This is a genomic window from Virgibacillus pantothenticus (assembly GCF_018075365.1).
Classification (GTDB): Bacteria; Bacillota; Bacilli; order Bacillales; family Amphibacillaceae; genus Virgibacillus; species Virgibacillus pantothenticus.
In genome coordinates, this window is the sequence record NZ_CP073011.1 from 2,528,494 (window position 1) to 2,551,922 (window position 23,429).

The 23,429-nt window shown below is 38.5% G+C and carries 23 protein-coding genes and 1 tRNA gene; 4 read left to right on the forward strand and 20 right to left on the reverse strand.

Annotation, left to right across the window (positions count from 1 at the left end; all coding sequences use genetic code 11):
* Nucleotides 1–10: 10 nt before the first annotated feature.
* Nucleotides 11–778 (reverse strand): type I 3-dehydroquinate dehydratase, encoded by a 768-nt coding sequence (aroD, locus tag KBP50_RS11855; RefSeq protein WP_050352362.1) that lies wholly within the window; start codon nt 776–778, stop codon nt 11–13.
* A 754-nt stretch (nt 779–1,532) separates the two neighbouring features.
* Between aroD and KBP50_RS11860 the strand changes: the two genes are divergently transcribed.
* Entirely contained in the window at nt 1,533–2,090 is a 558-nt protein-coding gene (locus tag KBP50_RS11860; protein WP_050352361.1) for a shikimate kinase, read from the forward strand.
* 626 nt (nt 2,091–2,716) lie between these two features.
* On the opposite strand, the gene KBP50_RS11865 is transcribed toward KBP50_RS11860, so the two are convergent.
* The 5 genes from KBP50_RS11865 to pxpB form a co-directional block, all read right to left on the reverse strand.
* Nucleotides 2,717–3,031, reverse strand: a complete 315-nt coding sequence (locus tag KBP50_RS11865) for a YolD-like family protein (RefSeq protein ID WP_050352360.1) — start codon at nt 3,029–3,031, stop codon at nt 2,717–2,719.
* 2 nt (nt 3,032–3,033) lie between these two features.
* Nucleotides 3,034–3,249 (reverse strand): hypothetical protein, encoded by a 216-nt coding sequence (locus KBP50_RS11870; protein WP_050352359.1) that lies wholly within the window; start codon nt 3,247–3,249, stop codon nt 3,034–3,036.
* 86 nt (nt 3,250–3,335) lie between these two features.
* Nucleotides 3,336–3,584, reverse strand: coding sequence for a hypothetical protein (locus tag KBP50_RS11875; RefSeq protein WP_050352358.1), 249 nt, complete (start codon nt 3,582–3,584; stop codon nt 3,336–3,338).
* A 516-nt stretch (nt 3,585–4,100) separates the two neighbouring features.
* Nucleotides 4,101–5,096 carry a 5-oxoprolinase subunit C family protein gene (locus KBP50_RS11880; protein WP_050352356.1) on the reverse strand — a complete coding sequence of 332 codons (996 nt, stop codon included), beginning with the start codon at nt 5,094–5,096 and terminating at the stop codon, nt 4,101–4,103.
* Nucleotides 5,089–5,832, reverse strand: a complete 744-nt coding sequence (pxpB, locus tag KBP50_RS11885; protein WP_050353510.1) for a 5-oxoprolinase subunit PxpB — start codon at nt 5,830–5,832, stop codon at nt 5,089–5,091. The genes KBP50_RS11880 and pxpB overlap by 8 nt, the downstream gene beginning before the upstream one ends.
* A 641-nt stretch (nt 5,833–6,473) precedes the next feature.
* Here pxpB and KBP50_RS11890 point away from each other — a divergent pair.
* Nucleotides 6,474–7,250 carry a LamB/YcsF family protein gene (locus KBP50_RS11890; protein ID WP_050352355.1) on the forward strand — a complete coding sequence of 259 codons (777 nt, stop codon included), beginning with the start codon at nt 6,474–6,476 and terminating at the stop codon, nt 7,248–7,250.
* A gap of 36 nt (nt 7,251–7,286) precedes the next feature.
* Nucleotides 7,287–8,483, forward strand: coding sequence for an NRAMP family divalent metal transporter (locus KBP50_RS11895; protein ID WP_373314179.1), 1,197 nt, complete (start codon nt 7,287–7,289; stop codon nt 8,481–8,483).
* A gap of 287 nt (nt 8,484–8,770) precedes the next feature.
* Here the strand turns inward: KBP50_RS11895 and KBP50_RS11900 are convergent.
* Nucleotides 8,771–8,843, reverse strand: a tRNA-Arg gene (locus KBP50_RS11900).
* A gap of 221 nt (nt 8,844–9,064) precedes the next feature.
* Between KBP50_RS11900 and clpP the strand changes: the two genes are divergently transcribed.
* The gene (gene clpP, locus KBP50_RS11905) at nt 9,065–9,652 is read left to right on the forward strand and encodes an ATP-dependent Clp endopeptidase proteolytic subunit ClpP (protein WP_050352353.1); all 588 of its coding nucleotides are present in this window, start codon (nt 9,065–9,067) and stop codon (nt 9,650–9,652) included.
* 42 nt (nt 9,653–9,694) lie between these two features.
* On the opposite strand, the gene KBP50_RS11910 is transcribed toward clpP, so the two are convergent.
* The 13 genes from KBP50_RS11910 to lgt form a co-directional block, all read right to left on the reverse strand.
* Nucleotides 9,695–9,949 (reverse strand): HPr family phosphocarrier protein, encoded by a 255-nt coding sequence (locus KBP50_RS11910; protein WP_050352352.1) that lies wholly within the window; start codon nt 9,947–9,949, stop codon nt 9,695–9,697.
* Nucleotides 9,950–10,341: 392 nt separating this feature from the next.
* Nucleotides 10,342–11,286, reverse strand: coding sequence for a DNA-binding protein WhiA (gene whiA / locus KBP50_RS11915; protein ID WP_050352351.1), 945 nt, complete (start codon nt 11,284–11,286; stop codon nt 10,342–10,344).
* Nucleotides 11,287–11,572: 286 nt separating this feature from the next.
* Nucleotides 11,573–12,532, reverse strand: a complete 960-nt coding sequence (locus KBP50_RS11920) for a gluconeogenesis factor YvcK family protein (protein WP_050352350.1) — start codon at nt 12,530–12,532, stop codon at nt 11,573–11,575.
* Between the two features lie 2 nt (nt 12,533–12,534).
* Nucleotides 12,535–13,416 carry an RNase adapter RapZ gene (gene rapZ, locus KBP50_RS11925; RefSeq protein WP_050352349.1) on the reverse strand — a complete coding sequence of 294 codons (882 nt, stop codon included), beginning with the start codon at nt 13,414–13,416 and terminating at the stop codon, nt 12,535–12,537.
* Nucleotides 13,417–13,661: 245 nt separating this feature from the next.
* Nucleotides 13,662–14,123, reverse strand: coding sequence for an 8-oxo-dGTP diphosphatase (locus tag KBP50_RS11930; RefSeq protein ID WP_232231229.1), 462 nt, complete (start codon nt 14,121–14,123; stop codon nt 13,662–13,664).
* A 1,047-nt stretch (nt 14,124–15,170) separates the two neighbouring features.
* Entirely contained in the window at nt 15,171–16,160 is a 990-nt protein-coding gene (gene trxB, locus KBP50_RS11935) for a thioredoxin-disulfide reductase (RefSeq protein WP_076361910.1), read from the reverse strand.
* A 57-nt stretch (nt 16,161–16,217) separates the two neighbouring features.
* On the reverse strand, nt 16,218–17,210 hold the full coding sequence (locus KBP50_RS11940) for a tetratricopeptide repeat protein (RefSeq protein ID WP_050352346.1): 993 nt from the start codon (nt 17,208–17,210) through the stop codon (nt 16,218–16,220).
* A 378-nt stretch (nt 17,211–17,588) separates the two neighbouring features.
* Nucleotides 17,589–19,259, reverse strand: a complete 1,671-nt coding sequence (locus tag KBP50_RS11945) for a glycerol-3-phosphate dehydrogenase/oxidase (protein WP_050352345.1) — start codon at nt 19,257–19,259, stop codon at nt 17,589–17,591.
* Between the two features lie 270 nt (nt 19,260–19,529).
* Entirely contained in the window at nt 19,530–20,069 is a 540-nt protein-coding gene (locus tag KBP50_RS11950) for a glycerol-3-phosphate responsive antiterminator (RefSeq protein ID WP_072742472.1), read from the reverse strand.
* Between the two features lie 5 nt (nt 20,070–20,074).
* Nucleotides 20,075–20,596 carry an acyltransferase gene (locus tag KBP50_RS11955; RefSeq protein ID WP_050352344.1) on the reverse strand — a complete coding sequence of 174 codons (522 nt, stop codon included), beginning with the start codon at nt 20,594–20,596 and terminating at the stop codon, nt 20,075–20,077.
* Nucleotides 20,597–20,599: 3 nt separating this feature from the next.
* Nucleotides 20,600–21,235, reverse strand: coding sequence for a pyrophosphatase PpaX (ppaX, locus tag KBP50_RS11960; RefSeq protein ID WP_050352343.1), 636 nt, complete (start codon nt 21,233–21,235; stop codon nt 20,600–20,602).
* Nucleotides 21,210–22,172, reverse strand: a complete 963-nt coding sequence (locus tag KBP50_RS11965; protein WP_050352342.1) for a nucleoside recognition domain-containing protein — start codon at nt 22,170–22,172, stop codon at nt 21,210–21,212. The genes ppaX and KBP50_RS11965 overlap by 26 nt, the downstream gene beginning before the upstream one ends.
* Before the next feature lie 361 nt (nt 22,173–22,533).
* Nucleotides 22,534–23,418, reverse strand: a complete 885-nt coding sequence (lgt, locus tag KBP50_RS11970; protein WP_050352341.1) for a prolipoprotein diacylglyceryl transferase — start codon at nt 23,416–23,418, stop codon at nt 22,534–22,536.
* Nucleotides 23,419–23,429 lie beyond the last annotated feature (11 nt).

Genomic DNA, 23,429 nt, shown 5'->3' on the forward strand with positions numbered 1-23,429 from the left:
GTTTCCTATTTTATTTCTGTAAATAACGATGCATCATTTGAAGTAAATTTTTTAATTCTGTAGCCGATAGTTGTCCTGGAGCCGAAGCTTGCATCCCCGAGCCAAAAGAAGCTGCTGAACCTACCAGCTCACCGCCAATCCTGCTTAAGATACCTAAAGGCCCCATAGCTATAGTAATAAATGGTTTTTGTGCATAAGTTGCCTTCATTTTTGCTGCTACTTGTAGCAGGCGTAGGACATCTTCTGCATCGCGAGGCATTACTGCCAGCTTCGCAATATCTGCTCCTGCATCTTGCATCCCCTTGAGACGTGATAACATATCATCGTTCGTTGGGGTAGTTTGAAAATCATGATTCGATAATATAACCATAACATGGCGTTTGCTTGCTTGTCGTACTAATTTATCTCGAATCTTTTTTTCTGTAAAGAATTCAATATCAATTAAATCGATAAGTCCAGATTCTATCGCTTGGTTCAACAGCTGATCATAGTATTCCAGAGTTACTTCTTTCTGTCCCCCTTCTTTATAAGTTCGAAATGTAAAAAGTAAAGGTACATCTTCTATCAAGGGTCTTATTTGAGCTAACACACGGAGAATTTCTTCCAGATTATCTCCAGCTGATAAAGCATCTGCACGCCATTCCATCATATCAGGCTTCTCCCGTTTGGCTTCTGTTATTTCCTGTTTAATCTCTTGTAATGTTGCCCCCATGATTGGAACAATAATTTTTGGCATGCCTTCTCCTATATGTACATCTTTCACTGTGACCGTCTCCATGTTTTTCTCTCCTTTATGTTATTTTTAATTAACATATGATTTCCACAACGCTTATTACAAACTTTCTAGCCTAAACACCATGTCTGGTCTCATTTCGTGTACACTGTCTATTTATATTAAAATCATCATTGTGATCCTTTGCTTTCATTGATACCTTATTATAATAGCAATAGGTAGGATTGCCAACTAGATATTTTTTCAAGTGCAAGTCTCTATTTTTTCGCTTATAATGAATAAAATAAGATGAACCAGTAGCCTTTCTTTTATCAAAATTAAACAGAAGGCATTGAACCAACATGCTGAAAGAGCTTTTTGCGTGTGATAGATTGCTATTCGATATTTTAGTCGGGGTTGAACATTAAGATCTTGTCACTAGCAAGGTTTTATATGGGTCTGAAAATAGCTCTTCTCCTACTTACAATGCTAGCTCCAAAGAAAGATTTACTTGTTCTATCAATCCGAAACATCGGACATGTGAATACCACTGTCTCTTGCTCACTTAGATTCTCCTTCCTCTTTGAAGCGAGAGCCCGCGGTACCCTTTACTCGTATAAAGTGAATCTTCAATCAGTGGGGGTTTTCATTCATCCCCCACGGCTTGTTAGTGCCGTAATGGTATGACCTATCGGGCATTTAGGTGCTGTTATCTCCCCTTAGACTTGTTGCTGTACAGATTACCTAACTCCTGAAATGGGAGTCTTACAACACCTTATATACGGGGTAAAAATGCAGATAATTAGAAAGAGGTTAACTAATGTGTACTAAAATTCCTTTACGTCAAAAAAGTATTGTTTTAATTGGATTTATGGGGGTTGGTAAAACATCCATCGGAAAGGCAGTAGCCGCAAAGCTGTATCGGGATTTTATCGATGCAGACCAGGTTATTGAAGAAGCTTTTGGAATGGATACAACAGAAATTTTTCAAACATATGGTGAACAAGTATTCAGAAAAAAGGAGAAGGAAATTATTCATGAACTCTGTAAGCAAAAGTTAAAAATCATCTCTTTAGGCGGAGGGGCTTTTCTTCAAGAGGAAATTAGAAACATCTGCCTGCAAAAGTGTATTGTTTTTTATCTTGATTTGTCATGGGATTCCTGGAAGGACCGGATTAGTTTACTTATTGACAGCAGACCGGTGTTACAGGGAAAAAGCTTAACTGAAATCAAACAGTTATTTCTTGAGCGTAAAGCTATTTACCAAACTCATCATTCGACTGTACAAACAGATGCACTAATGATTGAAGAAGTTGCAGAATATATTGTAGAAGCTTTAAAAACTGCCTGGGACATTTATGAACCACAAGCTAAATAATAGGAGTTTTCTTCTACCTTATACGAATGAAGGTAGAAATAATTTAATCTCGGATAATCACGGGTTATCGTGTGCTAATAATCTTCCTTGTAAATACAGAGAAGTACTTTTCTATACACGATACGTCACTTACGTGCATTCTTCTTGAAAAACTTTTTTGTAAATTGCTGCCTAAGTTTTACTGTCCTGCCGTCAGAGGAAACTAGAGGATGTCAGCCCCCGCTTCCATTTCTTCTAGCGCTTGAAGCGGCAGCCTGCAGGCATGCGATAAAGTGAATCTTCAAGCCGTGGGGTTTTCTTGCATCCCCCACGGCTTGTTAGTAGCCCAAGGGTATGGCCTAAGGCTTTTACGAAATAGGGCATTAGGTGCAGTTCTGTTATCACCCAATTTGACTTTTTGCTGTACAGATTATCCAACTCCTGAAGTCAGAGTCTTACAGCACCTTATATACGGGATGAAGTGAAGACCAATCAGTGAGGACTTCCATCCTTAGACTATTAATTAAACAGAATCACGTATGTGACTTACAATAAATGTTGCGCTTATCATCTTGGTTACAACACCTAAAAAGGAAGAGCAGGTTTACATACGGGACAAAAAAGTTCAACTTCCTTCTATGAAAAATCTAATTTATCCATATATCCAGCACCTGCTCCCGTTTAATTACTTTATCTGATTGCAAGCAAAGATGATCACGATTAACGTGTTTTAGTTTTCCTTTACTGGTTAAATAATCACGCCCATTATAATACTTAATTTCAACAGTGAGATCCTGGTGAATAGCAGTTTGCAATTGAAGATCTAACTCTGCAAGCTTTTGTTCATCCAAAATAGGCATTTCTTTATCCTCTAGTCTTTTCCACATATCTTGAAGTAAATCTACATGCTCTGGCAGCATCATAGATGTCCACTTTATAGAGCCTCGATCATATACACGCATTGTTATGCACTACCCTTTCTTTGGTTTCGACCACAGGAAAGGATGTGGCTATATTTAAACCTACGAACCTGTTTGCGATAGAAACAAAATGCTATAAAGGAATCTTCCTGTATATCTATTACCCGTACGAATCGTTGTGTTACTTGATTGTTATGATCCATATAAAACAAGATCAGCTTTTGCTTATTCTCCTTCGACCACTGTAAGATGTGCTTCATAATACAGCCTCCCATAGGAACGTTTGTTCTTATTATACCACAAAAACCGAACATGTATACGTATTTTTTTCGGTAATTTTTTCATATTACTCTTGCGCATCCATTTCTTGCATTTCTTTGGTTAACGTTGTCCAAGAAAGTGCTTCTCGTACAATGGAGTTGATTTTTTCATGAATGACCTCTTCACCATATGCTTGTTTAGCTGCTTCAATTTGCTCCACTACATCATCAGTAAATTGGATTAGCGGCACATCAGGTTCCAAATTATTGTATAGTTCAATGAAGGTATCCAGCGCTTTATCAAATTGTTTACTTTCTATTTCTGTAGCTTTCATATACATCACCTATCTTAGTTTGCCCTAAAATCAATTGAACAAACACCATACATCCAATATCAATTTAGATAGGCTGATACGTTTCAGGTAATAATCTTACTTCAGATAAGCGAAAACTCTTAGGATTGAATTTTGGAGTAAATATGAAAGCAATAACGTACCTGTCTTTGCTATCAAACAACGGATGATACAGCTTAAATCGTACACAAGTTAGAGGAAAATGATTATGAACAAAGGCGCAGGACGCCCGTTTAGCAACGTAGCGAATGGAACGAATCAACTAAAGATAAAGGAATCATGCCCCTACAAACAGGGGTATGCCGACGTCTGGGCGGCAAGCCCGTTTTTAGTTGGCCTTCCTCTTAGAGGCGAACCGATGATGCCTTATCGTAGGGCGCATTTATAAAGTCACCTAGTTGCTGAGCTCATGCGCCGGACGTGACTAGTCGGTTATTTCGTTATCCACAAGCACTCATTTTATCGTTTTCCATACAATAAAATAAGCAAGCTACTTTCTCAGTAACTCGCTTTTATTTCAATCTGAATTGCAATTTGCTGCAATATATGTTCATTTTGCAATAATATTGTTTCCGCTTCCTCCAAATCAACTTTTTGAAAAAGAACGGAAGTATTCGGTTGCAACTGAGCAAGGGTAGATAAGTCAGCTGTGATTACTTGAGCAATTTTGGGATAGCCCCCCGTTGTTTGCCTGTCTGCCATTAAAATAATTGGCTGACCATTCGCAGGAACCTGTACCGTTCCATATGTAACTGCTTCAGAAAACATATCCATTTTTTCGGTTAATGCAAGAGAAGGACCGGCTAAACGATAGCCCATTCGATCTGCTTGTGTAGTAATTGTATAGGGTTCACTAAAAAATGCTTGCTTACTTGCTTCATCAAAACGGTCATATTCACTTCCTTTTAAAACACGGATGGACGGGTTCCGATGAAAACGAATAAGCGGGTAAGGATTGACAGACCATGAATAAGGCTCTGAAGATAATGCTAATTTCTGTGCCAACGCTTCTGCTATGTAGCTCCAATTACCAGATGTCAAGCCATCTCCCCGTTGCAAAGTTCTCCCATAAAGCCCTCCTATACCTGCTCGAACGTATGTGCTTTTACTTCTCATGACTTTCGGTACCTGTATCCCTCCAGCGAAAGCAACATAAGCCCGACAACCTTTTACAGCAAATTTGAATTGTAAAACAGATCCTTTACTTATCAGAATAGGGCGCCACATAGGAACTGGTTTTCCATCAATATGGGGCATGAGATCACCCCCCGTAATAGCAATTAAAGCGGTCTTCTGAAATTGCAACGTCGCTCCAGATAAAGTCATTTCGATTGTAGCTTCTTCCTCCTTATTTCCCACGAGTAAATTCGCAATACGTAAAGCGTAAAAATCCATTGCTCCACTAACGATCACACCATATTTCTGATACCCAAATCGTCCAATATCTTGAATAGTTGTATATAAACCTGGCTCAAGAACGCATACACTATTCATTCTTCCTTCCCCCCTGTTCATATTGCTGATACTCTTCCTGAGATATGGATAGAAATTGAATGGTATCACCGGCTTTTAATAATGATGGCGGCACTTGATCAGGCAGAAACAGCTCCATTGGAGTACGACCAATAATTTGCCAGCCGCCTGGCGTTTCTAAAGTGTATACACCTGTTTGCTCACCGGCAATCCCAACAGAACCTGGTGCAATGGCTAAACGAGGTGTGCTTTTTCGAGGAGTAGCAATTTGTTTGCTCATCCCACCAATAAAAGGGAACCCAGGTGCAAAACCGATCATATAAACCAAATATTCTTTTTCTGTGTGAATACGGATGACATCCTCTATAGATAGATTATTATATTGTGCTACATAGTCTAAGTCTGGTCCGTATTCATCTCCATAGAGGACAGGAATGACAATTTTTCTTCCAGTAAATCGTTTCTGATCATCTAATTGATGTAATAAACCTTTTATATAATGACGTACGATTTGAAAAGGAGATACGGATGTGCGAAAGGATTGAGATTGGTATACCAAATAAGGATTATAATAAACGGCTACATTAAGGTAAGCTGGCACACATTCTATAAATCCATTAAAGGGATTATCTTCTAATAACGTTGAAAAACACATAATTCTCTGATGCACGATCGGACTTGGCTCATTTCCCAACTGTACAACAAGAGCGGAATCATTAATCGATCTGATCTCTGCTCCAGTTGATAAATGATTCATTTCATCACCTGCTTTGTTCCATTTTTCGAAATAATGATACAAAATATGAACTTCTACAAATTATACGGCTTAAGAAATTGATACGTCAAGATACGGATGATATTTTTAGCATCTTAGACACTTCTCCACTAAAGTTTGCGAAGAATTTCTCATATTATCTTATATGAACGTGCTTAGAACATGGATTCATTTGAAAGACAATATAAAATGAAGCATAATTCAGGAGTTTTTCCTTCTTGAAATAATAGAATAGGTTTGGACGATAGGCGACCTAGAAAAAGAATCGCTCTCTTTCAAGAACGATGTGCCGCTAACGCAATTTTTATTGATCTTGAAAAAAGATTTTTTCCGGCGTATCACGCCTCCTGCTATCAACATCCAATCGCCAAACAAATGGGGAAACTAAATGCCGCTTAGACTTCTGTGTATCTCATTCCATTCTTGAAGCAAGAGCTTTACAGCATCTCATATCCAGAAGAAAAAAGATTTCCGTCTTTTCCGATTTGTAAAATAACATTCTTCCCAATCTGAAAATTTTATGCTAACATGACCATATATTTATATCAACGTTCCCTATCTAGGAACTAATACGCTTATTTTAAAAAAAGGTGCGAAAATATTGAAATGAGGTAGGAGAAAAAATGCTTCAGGTAGATTTAAATTGTGATATGGGAGAAAGCTTCGGACGATACAAGCTAAGTGAACAAAAAGACATTCTAACCTATGTTTCATCCGCCAACATCGCTTGCGGCTTTCATGCTGGAGACCCAACCGTAATGCGAGAAACGGTGCAACTTGCGATTGAAAATGACGTCAAAATTGGTGCGCACCCTGGTCTACCAGATTTAAATGGATTCGGAAGGCGAGAAATGGCTATTACAGCTCAGCAGGCATACGATATAGTTGTGTATCAAATTGGTGCATTGAACGGTTTCTTAGCCTCATTTAACGAGCGAATGCAGCATGTAAAGCCTCATGGCGCTTTGTACAATATGGCAGCGAACGATCAGGAACTGGCTACAGCCATTGCTCAAGCAATATATGATATCTCTCCCCGATTAGTACTGTATGCCCTATCCGGCAGTGAACTAGCAAAAGCTGGGGAGAAAATGGGTTTACCTACTGCCCATGAAGTATTTGCGGATCGTACATATCAATCAGATGGTACACTGACATCGCGCAAGGAAAACAATGCATTAATTACAGATCGCGAACAAGCGGTATCGCAAGTAATTAAAATGGTAACGGAAGGTAAAGTTATTTCCACACAAAAGATTGCCGTTCCTTTAAAAGCAGATACTATTTGTATTCATGGCGATGGCGAGCATGCTGTTGACTTTGCTGCCTATATAACCGATTCGTTTCAAAAACATAACATCCAAATTGCTGCAATCCAAAAGGGAGAAGGAAACAAATAAATGTCCCCACAGAAGAAAAAACAGAAACCGGAGCAAATAAGCCAAGAGAAAAAAACAAGCAGAAGTGTTCTTCTTGGAGCAGCATTTTTAATGGCAACATCCTCTATAGGACCAGGTTTTTTAACACAAACTACTGTGTTTACTCAACAGTTAGCAGCTAGTTTTGCCTTTGTTATTTTAATTTCATTGTTATTAGATGTCTTTGCACAAATAAATGTTTGGCGTATTATTGCTGTAACCGGACTACGTGGTCAAGAAATAGCTAATAAAGTTCTACCTGGACTAGGTGTAATCTTAGCAATACTAATTGTTCTAGGTGGGCTTGCCTTTAATATAGGGAACATTGCAGGCGCAGGTCTTGGTTTAAATGCTATGCTAGGGTTGAACCCCATTCATGGAGCAATGATAAGTGCCATTTTTGCTATTTTGATTTTTACAATAAAGGAAGCGAGCAAGGCGATGGATAAAGTCGTTCAAATTGCAGGCTTTATCATGATACTTTTAATGCTTTATGTTGCTTTTAAAACCTTTCCCCCTGTTGGAGAAGTGATCATAAATACGGTAAAACCTGAAGAAATAAGTATCTATGCCATCATTACCCTAGTCGGTGGAACTGTTGGTGGTTATATCACCTTTGCAGGGGGACACCGTTTGTTAGATGCAGGAATTAAAGGAAAAAACAACTTACCACTTGTGACCAAAAGTTCGATTACTGGAATAGCAGTTACAGGCGTTATGCGTGTAGCACTATTTCTAGCGGTTCTCGGCGTTATCTCACAAGGACTAACTATTAATCCAACCAATCCTCCCGCTTCCGTTTTTCAACTAGCAGTCGGTGATATCGGCTATCGACTATTTGGTGTTATTATGTGGGCAGCTGCTATTACCTCTGTGGTCGGAGCCGCCTACACATCCGTTTCGTTTATTCGTTCTTTTAGTCCATTTATTGAAAAATATCATAATTGGATTACAATTCTATTTATCATCATTTCTACAACAACATTTACCTTCATTGGAGAGCCAGTGCAAATGCTTGTTTTAGTCGGAGCATTAAATGCACTTATCTTGCCACTTGCTCTAGGGACTATATTAGTAGCTGCAAATATGAAGAAAATGGTTGGTACATATAAGCATCCAGTATGGTTAACTGTAACAGGCAGCATCGTTGTGATTATGATGGGTTTCTTAGGCATTATAACGCTGATTGAACAAATTCCATTAATTTTCCAATAAAGTGAATCTTCAATCAGCGGGGGTTTTCTTTCATCATTGTTAGTGCCATAATGATATGTCCATAAGTCCTCTTACGAAATAGGGCATTTAGGTGCTGATATCTCCCACTTAGACTTGTTGTAGTATGGAAAGTGGAAGTTATACAGCACCTTATGCGGGATAAAGCCTGAGAATCTGCATTCCATCATGGCTTTTGGCACTTATACAAAAAAATCCACTTTAACATGGAATAAGCAACCTCCTCGAGGGCTTTTTCCTTAAGTTAAAGCGGATTTTTATCGTTTTAGCACGCCCGGAGGGATTTGAACCCCCGACTCACGGTACCGGAAACCGTTGCTCTATCCCCTGAGCTACGGGCGCATATCATTTTCAAAAGAAGACACATAGAGTATTATAACGTTTATTCTTTGATAAGACAAGACCTTTTTTCTTTTATACGTTTATTTTCACAAGAAAGGGGAATAAATGGAAGTGTATTTGTCAAAATCTCAATGTTTTTTGTTTGACCTTTTTTGACCTATTAGTTATGATAAATATATCGATATCTTGGATATACGAATAGATAGAGGAGGATGATTGTTATGAATTTAATACCAACAGTAATTGAACAAACCAACCGCGGTGAACGCGCCTATGACATTTACTCACGTTTACTTAAAGATCGAATCATTATGCTAGGAAGTGCGATTGACGATAACGTTGCAAACTCTATCGTAGCACAATTATTGTTTTTAGAAGCAGAGGATCCAGAAAAGGATATTTCATTATATATCAATTCCCCAGGTGGATCAATCACTGCAGGCATGGCAATCTATGATACCATGCAATTTATTAAGCCAGATGTATCGACCATCTGTACAGGTATGGCAGCTTCTATGGGAGCATTTCTCCTAACTGCAGGAGCAAAGGGTAAACGTTATGCACTGCCAAACAGTGAAGTAATGATTCACCAGCCATTAGGCGGGACACAGGGGCAGGCTGCAGACATTGAAATCCATGCTCGCAGAATCATTCAAATGCGTGAAAAAATCAACCAAATTCTTGCTGAGCGCACAGGACAACCAATTGAAGTAATTGAACGTGATACAGACCGTGACAACTTTATGACAGCGGAGAAGTCCGTGGATTATGGTTTAATAGATAAAGTCTTAGAACGTAAACCCGAATAATTTCGCATAGAAAACCGCCCTTTTTCAGAAGAGGGCGGTTTTCTATGTTTCTGAAACAAATTTCGTTAATCTTTCAATCGCTGTTTCCTCATCTGTTCCGTCAGCAATAAGTGTAATCTCTTCCCCCTTCGTTACAGCTATACTCATTAATCCCATAATACTTTTTGCATTTACTTTTTTTCCGTTTTTTTCGATAAAAACATGAGACGTAAAACGATTTGCTTCTTGAACAAATTCAGCTGCCGGTCTTGCCTGTAAACCCGCTGGCAGCTTTACCTTAATCAGTCGCTCAACCAACTATCTCATCCTCCCCATACGCGAAAGCGCTGTCACCAATCATTTTATTTCTACATTCAAAGTTCATAATGAGGTCTGGAAAAAGTATTTTTATTAAAATCCTGAACTATTTACAGATAGTAGATAGTGCAAATAACCTCTCCAGAAATATACTTCACTTTCAGAGAGCGGCTAGCGAGCCCCTCTCGTGCTAACATACGGAGTGAGGTCTCGCCATTATCCTTTCCTTCTGCTTTGTCTACCGCATATTTCCGAAGCTAAGAAGTGGGTTATTTGCCTTTATTGTTAACCGTTTAGTTACACCCCAGCCTCTTTTGCCTGCTAAAAAACGTTTTTATCTAATCGAAATCATTTTATATTTATTATATCATGGTATATTTTACAAGCAAAGCTTATGGTACAAACTCGCCATTTTTAATTTTTTCTGCGAAGGCATCAATTTTCTTCAGTCGGTGATTTACACCAGATTTCGATATTTTACCGCTCTCAACTAATTCTCCCAATTCTTTTAAAGATACTTCTTGATGTTTTACGCGAAGAATTGCAATTTCCCTTAATTTTTCAGGAAGTTGATCTAGTCCAACTGTACGCTCAATAAACTGGATATTTTCAATTTGTCGGAATGCTGCTCCAATTGTTTTGTTTAGGTTTGCCGTTTCACAGTTAACGATTCGGTTAACCGAATTACGCATGTCTCGGACAATACGAACATCTTCAAATTTGAACAAAGCGTTATGAGCACCAATAATACCTAAGAATTCCGTAATTTTTTCTGCTTCTTTTATATAAACAATATAACCGTTTTTGCGTGCTAATTTACGGGCTCGCAATTCAAATTGATTAAGCAGGTCACACAAGGAATCGTTATGTTCTTCATAAAAATTAAAAATTTCCAGATGATAAGAAGAGGTTTCTGGATTGTTAATTGATCCACCTGCAAGAAAAGCTCCTCGTAAGTAAGCTTTCTTACAGCAAGACTTATGCATAAATGTCTCCGAAATAGTTCTAGTAAATGTCATTGGCTCCTGCAAAATATGCAGATCTACCAATATGGGTTTTACCCCTTCATTTAAGCGAACAATATACACATTATTTTTTTTCAACTTCATTTTCCTTCTTACTAATAATTCTACTCTTATATCATAAATGGCTTTAATTAACGTATAAATTCTTCTCGCAATAGCAGCATTTTCCGTCTGTACATCTAACGTATATTTTTGCCTGGATAAAGAGATAGCTCCATTCATCCGAACTAATGCAGCTAGTTCAGCATATTTACAGCAATCCGCTATTTCCATTGCTGTTAACTCTTTTTTTATTTCGGAAGCAAAGGACATACTTATCCCCTCCCTTCTACATATAAGTGGGCGTCAAACAACAGCTATAAAGTGAAAACTTCAATCACCGGAAGTTATCTTTCATTCCCGACCAACTTAGGCACCGCTCCCCCAAACTCATATTTTTTTATCTACTTAGGGTCCTCGCAGCACCTTAGATTCGGGATAACGGTGAAGAGTCTAAAGAAACATCATGGTATACAAGACAATGTACTGTTTATTGCTAAACAGAATGTCTCTTCCTGCATTGGTTTCTCATCCACCATGATGTTAAAGTCCTGTATAGTCATTTTTTTAACAGTGAATAGAGCAATGAAGCAATCTTATTATTATCATGTCTTAACGTAGGCTGTGTGGGGTCAATGATATCTCCTTCGATGATCTGTAGACCCATATCAATTAATCGTTGTGTATCATATACAACCGGGGTAGCATTTTCTTCTGCATAAACCTCACGTATCGCTTTCTCTATGGGTTCATTATGTACAACAATTGCATCAATGCTTGCATCACCAATATGATCACAAATAGCTTGGACGTGATCTGCTGCTGTATAACCCGTCGTTTCGCCTTCCTGAGTCATCACATTACACACGTACACAACCTGCCCTTTTGCATCTTTAATTGCCTCTACAATTTGCGGCATGATAATTGTCGGCATGATACTTGTATATAAACTCCCTGGTGCAATAACGATTAAATCCGCACGATTTAAAGCACGGACTGCATTTGGCAATGGTTCTACTGGCTGCGGACTTAAAAATACGCGCTTTATTTTTTTATTCGCTAAAGGGATATTTGACTCTCCAGATACAATTGTCCCATCCTCCATTTCTGCATGAAGAGACATATTTTCATTAGAAATTGGATAAATTTTCCCTTTGACATTTAAGACACGGGATATTTCTCTAATCCCCATATTAAAATTGCCAGTGATCGAAGTCATTGCCGCTAATAATAAATTACCCAACGAATGACCAGATAATCCATTGCAGACATCAAATCGATGCTGAAATAATTCAATCAGCATCGGTTCTGCGTCAGACAAAGCAGCAATTACATTACGAATATCTCCTGGCGCCGGAATTTCCATCTCATTACGTATTCTGCCCGTACTTCCTCCGTCATCAGCAACCGTAACTAATGCCGTCAAATCAATTGGAAGATCCTTTAGACCACGAAGGAGAACGGGCATCCCAGTCCCACCTCCAACAACTACTACGTTCGGGAGTTTTTCCTGATTCATCATTAATGTCCCTTTCTTTTGTCAATATCACGATGAGTGACGTGCGTGATATAACCTTTTTGCAGTTCCTTAGCAAAATATTCAGCCAGTGCTACAGAACGGTGTTGCCCACCAGTACAACCAATAGCTACTACCAACTGTGACTTACCTTCTTTTTTGTATTGCGGAAGCATAAATTGCAGCAAATCAAGTACTTTTGCCATAAATTTTTGTGTATCAGTCCATCGAAACACATAAGAAGATACGTCTTTGTTTAAGCCTGTTAACGGTTGTAAATTGGTTACATAATGAGGATTTGGGAGAAAACGAACATCGAATACAAGATCAGCATCAATCGGTAAACCATATTTAAAACCAAATGAAACCATATGCACAGAAAATACTTCTTGGTCTTCTTCTGAATATGTTTGAACAATCTTTTCACGAAGCTCTTTCGGTTTTAAATTCGTTGTGTCAATAATCCTTTGTGCTCTTCCTCTTAGCTCATCCAATATTTCTCTTTCTTGGCGTATTCCATTAAGCGGCAATCCTCCCACAGCAAGCGGATGAGAACGTCTTGTTTCTTTATATCTACTGACAAGCTTTTCATCTTTTGCATCTAAAAACAGAACATGTTCGTCCAGCCATTCTTCATCCGCTAAAACGTCTAATGCTTCAAATAGAGAATCAAAAAATTCTCTGGCACGTAAATCCATAACGAGGGCCACGCGCTGAATATTGTTTGTTGAATCCTTCATGAGATCAATAAATTTTGGTAATAATGTTGGAGGAAGATTATCTACGCAATAGTACCCTAAATCTTCAAAACTTTGCACAGCAACTGTTTTACCGGCACCTGACATTCCAGTGATAATGACTAATTTTGTTTCCTGATTTTCACTCATATGATTTGTCTCCCTCTCTCATTCGCTTCCTGTTAAAATGATTATAAAAAGATTCCTGTTGTTTAATCCATTTGAACGCATAGGAATTTAAAGATTTATAATGCTTATTCAGTTATTAACTTATGATACGACGGATAAAGTGGAACTCATTCAGTACGGCTTTTCATTTTATTTTATCCATAGAAAGCAAAAGGAAGGCCAGCATTACCGCTCCAAAGCTTTATCTGTTAACAAATTAAATCATGTTAATAATCCATTCGATACTCGATCAATTTATCTGTTGGTGTATAAGCAAAAGCTCCAGATACCACATGTTCATTCTCAAAGATTTGCTTATAAATCAGCCGATCCCCTTCAGCCATTGGTAAGTGCTGCACGTGATTGATGGGAACCCATTCCAGTTCTCCCTCTCTACAAAATTCAGCAAGTTCGCCACGATAGCTTTTACAGGTAAATGTATACATCATCCATTCTTCGATCCGTCGCTCGCCTTCTATAATAGTAAACGTAAACACTCCTGCTAGCTTAGGATCCTGAATGGTTAAATTTGTTTCTTCTTTATATTCCCTGACGACCGCTTCTTTTATGGTTTCGCCAAACTCCATTTTCCCTCCAGGTATTGCATACCAGCCATGCTTCGGTTTTTTTAAAACTAAAATTTGTTCTTGATCTATTACTATGCAATTAGCTACTTGTTGCATTTCCATCACCTCTAAATGAACCGAAACTAAATAAAAACTTTCACTACCATTCCAATTATACTAGTTTTATGGTGAAAATGAAACTTCCCTATTCATGACTTTGTTTATCATAATTGAAAAAGCTCTATTCAATATGTTTTCAAGTCTTTCTCTTTAATACTTTTTAATAAGTAGCTTCTTTTTGATGCAGATACTCTCTTTTAAGTTGAAACGATACAAAATTCAAAAACTTCCTTTCAATTGGAGGGGGAAATGTTTTAGTGCTGCTCATATAGTTTATATTTCATAGTTATATCTTTATTTATCTAAATTTTAATAGAGCACTTGTGACAGACATATTAACATCTGTTTGAATGATAAAAAAGCTTGAATTCGTATGGCTTCCGACCAAATCGTTGTTGCATCAAAAGGTACAATTCCCCAGAAAATGTGATGCCTCTAGATAAGTCGACGTCAATAACTGCTGTCATGCGACGCAATACACATCGTCGTATGCATGAACAGAAATGACTTGTTCAAAACAAAAAATAGCACAGATGCTCTCATCTGTGCCAAATAACTAATCTATCTATTAAAAGGGGGTCAATTAGTTAGTTTACATTATACCCCACGAATGTTGCGTTAATATTACAACGTGATTAAAAAGCAATGACTCAACGTAAATTTTTCTTAAAGTGCGTGTTCAAAAAGGGGGCAAAAGAGGTCGGCTAAGGTCTCAGGCGTCCTTGAAAAAGAAAAACACTTTTTCTGCGTGCATGTATTGCTGTTGTCGCCTTTTCTTATCCTGTTCAAGCGCTGACACTAGCACATGAGCAATTGAGTTCGAGCGGCGAAGTTTTCAGCGCGCTTGTACAAAGATGTCCTGACTTCTCCGCCCGCCACAGGACATAGGCTGTTTTAGTAGCAAATCCCATGCACAATACATATATATACTTCCTCGAAACCCATTCTCACGCAGGAAAAGGATAACCCTTTGCTAAAAACGAAGAAATTCGAACTGTCATTTTTTAGTGCACTTTTTGAACAACCTCTTCAAAGAGAAGACGTAGAGTCCTATGAGTGTGTTGTTTTTAACTCTTCCATTAAATCTTCAACATATTTAATTGCTTGCTCTGCTGCAATGCTGCCGTCCCCAGTAGCTGTTACAATTTGACGTAATGTTTTTTCTCGAATATCGCCGGCAGCAAATATACCAGGTATCTTTGTTTCCATATTTTCATTTGTAGGAATATAGCCTTCCTCATTGGTAATCCCCAACGACTGAAAAGGTTCACTTAACGGTACCATACCGATATAGACGAAAACACCATCAATTTCATGGTCGTACGTTTCGCCTGTGTTATTGTTTTTCAATGTGACACTGCCTACTTTTCCAGCACCTTCATTAATTTTTTCTACCACAGTATCCCAGATAAAATCAATTTTATCATTTTCAAATGCTCGGTCTTGAAGAATGCGTTGTGCTCGTAATTGATCGCGACGATGAACAATTGTTACTTTGTTAGCAAAACGAGTCAAGTAAATACCTTCTTCCACAGCAGAATCTCCGCCGCCAATCACGACCAGATTTTTATCTTTGAAAAATGCGCCATCACAAACAGCACAATAGGAAACACCGCGACCGCTAAGCTCTTCTTCTCCAGGAATGCCGAGTTTTTTATATTGCGCGCCAGTAGTTATGATTAGCGCTCTAGTATGATATTCTTTTTGTCCTGCAACAACCGTTTTATATTCACCATGGTCGACAACTTCTTTAATATCGCCATAAGCGTATTCAGCACCGAATTTTTTTGCATGTTCAAACATTTTATTGGATAGATCTGGACCAAGAATATGATCATATCCCGGGTAGTTTTCAACGTCTTCTGTATTTGCCATCTGACCGCCAGGTATACCACGTTCAATCATTAATGTTGCTAAGTTAGCTCGAGAGGCATAAACAGCCGCAGTCATTCCGGCTGGGCCTGCTCCTGCAATAATTACATCGTACATTTTTATATCAGACATTCTATTCGCCTCTTTTCTTGTAAATAATTCAGCCATATTAAGCTTAATAAACGAAACATCATTCGTCTATTATTATGCTCAGACGCTACAATCCTAGTTCCAAGGCGTTGTTTCTCTGATTAATTCAGGATGTCTTTTACATCCTTCCTTCCAAATGGAAATCGCTTTTTCATGCTCATCATTATGGTATGCAGTTAATGCATAAAAGCGAAAATATGACAAATGACCGCTCACCTTTTCTTTGGCTAACATTTTAAATCGTCTTGCCGCTTCGACAAACTTTCCCGTTCGAGCCATTGTTATAGCAATACGCAGCTTTTGTTGCTCATGAATCGGATATACCTTTAGTAATGGCTCTATATAGAAATTATATTCCTTTTCCTTGCCTAAATAGTAATAAAATAAAGCTAAATTACTGCGTCCATATAGTGAATCCGGATTCGATTGTATTTCTTCCAGTTCCATAGCAAGCGCTTGTTGCTCACGACCTAAAAAAAAGAGTGCTTGCGTATAATCATGTTTCGAATTCGGATGCTCTGGAAATAATACGAGCATCTCCTCTAAAATATGGATGGCCTTTTCCCATTCATAATGCTCCATATGATAAAAAACCGTTTCCTGATAAATAAGCAGCTCATCTTCTTCCTCTAACTCTTCGTCCGCATCTTCTTCTTCAATATCGATTAATTCTAATAGATGGAGAACTTCTTCTTTAAATTCACCATCTGGATCCTTTTGTATATAAAGATTAGCATATTTTTTCGCATCATTTAATAAACCGAGATGAGCAAAATTATTCGCTAATAAATAATAACAATCCACATTCTCCGAAATCTTTAGCACATGCATTAAAACGTCATTGGCAGCATGATATGCACCAATTTCTGTATATATAATCGATAGCTGGCATTGATATAACGCCTCATCGGGTTTGTGATCAATTGCCTTTTTTAGCCACTTCACCGCAATATCAAATTTCCTTTTTTGAAAAGCTTCTATACCCTTTGTGAAATAAAAATCACCTTCAGGAATAAAAGGGAGAACGTTGGTTTGTCTTTCATTGGATTTACTTGTAACTTGTTGCATGAATATCCCCCTAGTCTGTAAACATACGATCAAAGTATATCATATTTATTACCGGTTTGATATAGTAGCGCAACAGGGAATAAGAGGATATACGTTCAGTAATGCGCATAAAAACCTGCCGAAACATCCCAAATTGAATCTTTATAAAGTACTTATATTTCCGTTAATTGCTAGTACAAAAGTTGTGACCAAAAGACCTCTGAGCAGATTCGGATATTTGACTTACAGTTGAATCTTCACTTAGCCCTTGCTGGATTTCACCTTCTAAGGTTGAAAGGCAAGGCTATTGCCAATTCTATGCAAGATTATGTGAGCCGACACTTTTCTTAGACATATAGCAAAGGACATCCAGCATATACCAGATGTCCCGTAAAGTGGTTAATTATTTGCTTGTGGATGGACAGCCTCAGCGATCGCCGTGTTTAACTCATTGGTATATTCTTCTGTTTGCTCCTCTGTCCACTCTAATTCTTTAGCCATATATGCAATCACTTTCTCTTGATGTGCTCTCACCCAGTCGATTTCAAAAAACAACGAACCTGTCCGTCTAATGAAGAAATCTACTGGCTTGTATGCGGACTCGTACTCCATGGCATATATAAGTTCGGCAAATAGACAGCGATCCATACCTTCATCACTTGCTTCCTGTTGTTTGTTTCGATAAAATTCCAAGATTTGATCAAAGTTCGCTCCGTATCGATGAATCAGGCGTTTTGCAGTTGCTTCATCCATTCCTTCAGCTATTGCTTCATCAGTTTTTCGAACTATAAATTTCGCAAAGCCCTTGGAACCGCCAACTTCTCCTCCTGAGATTGGCAGGTGCACGGTATCTGATTTAGAGTATAAAATGCCATCCTCCTCTTTTAACCGTTTGGCAACTGTATCTACTGCTTCTTCCGCCATTTTGCGATAACCTGTCAGCTTTCCACCCGCCATCGATATCAGCCCCGAGTCAGAGATAAATATTTCATCCTTCCGTGATATTTCACTCGGATTGTCTGTGCCTTCTTCCGCAATTAATGGACGTAATCCAGCCCAGCTTGATTCAACATGATCTGCGGTAATATTTAATGATGGGAACATATAGTGAATCGCATCCAAAATATAATCACGATCAGCGACCGTCATCGTTGGATTTGCGATATCTCCTTTATAACTCGTATCGGTTGTTCCTACATATGTCACATTTTCCCGTGGTATAGCAAAAATCATCCGTCCATCCGGGCTATCGAAATAAATTGCTTGTTGTAATGGAAAGACTTTTTTCGAAAATACAAGATGTACACCTTTCGTGAGGTGTAGTGCTTTTCCTTGTTTCGATCCGTCTATTTCTCTTAGCTCATCTACCCAAGGACCACCAGCATTAATTATTTTTTTTGCATACACTTTATAGTGCTTTCCATGAATTTGATCTTCTATTACAGCACCTGTTACTTGCTGGTTTTGGTCGTATATAAAATCAATAGCCTTTGCATAATTTACTGCATGAACCCCTTTTTGTACTGCCTTTTTTAGTACTTCAATGGTAAGACGGGCATCGTCTGTTTTATATTCTACGTAATAACCTGCACCTTTTAAGCCATCTTGTTTAATTAACGGCTCTTTTGCCAGTGCCTCTTCCTTATTTAACATTTTTCGCCGTTCTGATTTTTTGACTCCGGCTAATAAATCATATACACGTAAGCCAATATTAGTGGTAAACGGACCAAATGTCCCACCCTTATGAAATGGAAGCATCATCCACTCTGGAGTTGTTACATGGGGGCCATTTTCGTATACGACTGCTCGCTCCCGTCCAACTTCTGCCACCATTTTTACTTCCATTTGCTTTAAGTAGCGAAGACCGCCGTGAACGAGTTTAGTTGAGCGACTGGACGTACCTGCTGCAAAGTCCTGCATCTCAACTAAGCCTGTATTCATTCCTCTCATGACAGCGTCCAAAGCAATGCCTGATCCCGTAATACCCCCACCGATTACTAATAAATCCAGTGGCTTATTTTCCATATTTGTTAATTTATCCTGACGGTGAAAACTTGAAAAAGTACTCATGAACATTCACTCCCCATTGTCGACTATTGTTTATACATATCCATACCCTTTTTAGAGGATACTCATGTATGAAGTAGGACGAAAATATAATTCTGCAGATGGTAACGAGAATGCTTATCTAAAGCAATTGCGTAAAAAAGAAAGCCACAAAACAGACTAATATACTATATATTAGCTGCTTTGCGGCTTCTCCATATCTCCGTCCATCTATTAACTTAATTTTAGTATACCATACATGCAAGATCATCGACAATGTTTTGTTTATCCGATTCACCAAAGATCCGTATTAGATGTCGAAATTGCAACAGCTCCTGCCTCTAAGGCTTCCCTTACTTGATCAATCGTTTTTATGAGACCTCCAGCAATAACCGGTAGATTTGTTTGCTCATTAATATGCTGAATCATTGTCGGCATTAACCCTGGTAACACTTCAATGCAGTCTGGCTGCGCATTTTCAATCAATTTCAAGTTTTGTTCTAATGCCAAACTATCTAATAAAAACATCCGTTGGATAGCGAGCAGACCATGCTTTTTAGCCATACGAATTACATTTGCTCTTGTGGATAAAATCCCATCCGGTTTAATTTCCCGAAGCACATATTCCATCCCGTAATCATCTGACTTCAAACCTTGAATTAGGTCAAAGTGAATTAAAATGTTCTTATTTGATTTTTTTGTGTATGAAACGAGACTCTTGATCTGCGATAAACGTGTTTCTAAAATGACAATCGTCGGATATCCTGTTTCTAAAGCTTTATCAAAGTCCTTCATCTTGCGTATGGCTGGTAATATACCAGTCGGCACTTGCAAACCGCTCACCTGCTTTCGTCCTGTTTCGTTTTGTCATTCCTCTCTTCCTTTGTATGGATGATTCGCATCGGGTTCCCACCAACAAATGCCCCTTCAGGCACATCTTTATGGACCAATGTACCAGCTGATACAATCGCTCCATTTCCAATATGCACCCCAGGTAAAATAGTTGTATTTGCTCCAACCATCACTTCATCACCAATAGTAACCTCACCGATCCGATATTCTGTAATTAAGTATTCATGAGCTAGAATCGTCGTATTATAACCGATGACACAATTTTCCCCCACCGTTATTTTCTCAGGAAACATAATGTCTGGCATTACCATGAGAGCAAATGCAGTGTGTCTACCAATTTTCATCGCTAGGCAGCGGCGATAAAGCCAATTTTTAACGGGTAAAAATGGGGTATACCTAGCCAGTTGAATAACGATAAAATTGCGGACAACTTTCCAAAACGAAATAGTTTTATAAATTTGCCATAAGGAATTGGTATGTTGAACAGGATAACGCTTGGTTCTTCGCATGGATTACACTCCTGTAATTGTTAAAAGATCACGCATATCTTCCAGCATGTACGTAGGCTTATATTGCATTAAGCGCTCTTTCCCTTTAAAGGACCATGCTACACCGGCAGTTTGCACACCGGCGTTTTTCCCTGCCTCCAGGTCATGTGAATTGTCACCTACCATTAATGTCGTAGCCGCATCAGCCGCTAACTTATCCATTGCTTTCATTACTGGTTCTGCGTGTGGTTTTGGATGTTTCACATCATCCAACGTAATAACAGTATCAAAATATGGCTCCAAATCAGTTGTTGCCAGTCCCTTTTTCACGCCTTGACGCATTTTAGTTGTAACGACTCCAAGCTTCATTCCGTTTTGCTTTAACTGTTTCAATGTTTCTTCTACAAAAGGAAATGCCTTTACATAGTTATCATGTTCCTTCATATTATGGGTTCGATACGTTTGCACCATGCGCTCTGCTTTTTCTGCATCAATTGCCTTAAACGTATCCAATAAAGGCGGACCATTAAATTCAATAATTTCTTCTCGAGTAAACTGATAATTATATTGCCCAAATGTATGAAAAAACGACGCAATAATTAACTCGTTTGTATCAATTAGTGTTCCATCCAAATCAAAAAGTATTGTACGAATGCTCATTTGTTGCTGGTTCCTTTCTTTTGTCCTTCTCTAGTCTATTCCAAATAAATGCTATGATCATCGTTAATATTATAGCTGTAGCTAAGCGAATAATTAATAATGGCCAAACTGGGATGCCAAGTGGAATAAATACCAATGTATCTTCTACCACCGCATGACAAGAAACAAGAAAGATAAGTGCGAGCATCATATCCTTCTTCTCCACCCCATCTTCCTTTACAGCTTGGATCATAACGCCAGCTCCATAAGCTAAACCAATAGTTAATCCGGCAACCATCGTCATGGAAGTATTTTCCTTCATACCTAGAGCTCGTGTAAATGGGGCAAATCCTTTGGAAAGCTTTGTCAGCCAGCCCATTTCCCGTAAAAATTGCATGATAACCATCAGTGGTATGACAATAAATGCTAATTGAAGTATAGCAATAGCAGCTGTTTGCAATCCATGTACAGCGATTTCTATCCATCCATTTAAAGCGGGATCAGAATTGGAAATAAATCCATATACCGCTTGCTCAGCTCCGCCATTCCATACTAGATTAATTACCGTTCCTGCAATCAGCGCTAGAGCAACTCGAATTCCAGAAATAAGCCACCAGCTTACGCCAACTCTGGAAGCAACTGCGGATTCAATAAACAAATTATGTGAAAATGATAGCATGATCGCCATGATAAAAACTTCTTTTACCGTAAATTCAAAAGAAACAATTGCCGCTATACCTGCATATAAGTTTAAAGCATTTCCTAACACTAATGGAACGGCTGCTTCTCCGGACAAGCCAAACAATCCCATTAATGGGGTTAATTTTTCTATAACCCAAGGAAGTATTGGTGTGAACTGTAAGATAGTTACAATTAACGTAATCGGAAAGATGACCTTCCCTAATGTCCAAGTCGTTAAAAACCCTTGTTTGAGCCCTCGTTGTACGGTTCCCTTCATTATACCCTCTCTCCTCTGGCATTAATTCGAAAATGTATCTCGATAATACGCACTCCCCGTATATCCCAATCTACATATATATTACAATAATCATATCTACAGCGACCTTTTTCTAGAAATTTGAACGCGAGTCTTCAACCCCGTCCCCATGGAAAAAAAGACTAACATTTTAAGCGCCCTTAAAAATGAGAAAACGCTTGTTCTGCTTTTCGCTCCCTCTTGCGTTCAATTTCTTGCAGACCCAATTAATCAATCAGGCACTTAAGTGCCGTCATCTCCTAAGTAGGTCTTTATATCACCTTTCGCCCTTGAAGAGGAAATCTTACCAGATTACATACGGAACAACGGTTATATATAAATCTTATTTCTTTTTCTTCTTCTTGTTCTTAGCCGCCGCAGATTTTGCTTTCTTTGAGAGCGATTGTTCTCTCATAATATCCAAATAGCGGACTTGGGACGTTCTACGACGATAAATGATTAAAATAAGCGCAACTAGTATAATCACAATCGAAATAACTTGTGCCTGACGCAGGTCACCAAAAACATACAGACTGTCTGTACGCATATCTTCAATGAAGAAACGTCCGATCGAATACATAATCGCATAGCTTAAGAAAATTTCACCACGAAGAGGGTTAAATCTCCTTAACAGCAGTAGTAATGCAAAGACTAGGATATTCCAAACCGACTCATATAGAAAGGTTGGATGATACATAACACCATCAATACACATCTGATTCATAATAAAATCAGGTAAATATTGATGGAAACTTTCGTATGCAGCTGAAGAAATAGGTCCTCCATGTGCCTCTTGATTCATAAAATTGCCCCAACGCCCTATTGCCTGTGCTAAAATAAGACTTGGAGCAGCAATATCTGCTAATTGCCAAAACGATTCATTTTTCACACGAGCATAGACAATAGCTGTTAAAACAGCACCAATTAGCGCACCATGAATCGCGATTCCGCCTTCCCAAATGGCGACTATATCCGTCCAGCTTCCACCTGCATACTGATCCCATTCAAAAATGACATAATAAATTCTTGCTGAAATAATGGCAATTGGAATAGCAAAAACCACTAAATCAACCATAATATCTTTTTTCATCCCAATTCGACTTGCTTCACGGTTCGCTAATAGAAGACCTAAAAAGGCTCCAGCAGCAATAATAACGCCATACCAATAAATGGGAAAAGACCCTATTTGCAAAAATACTCTGTCTAGTGGTTCTGCTGAACAGCTCATATTTTTCCTCC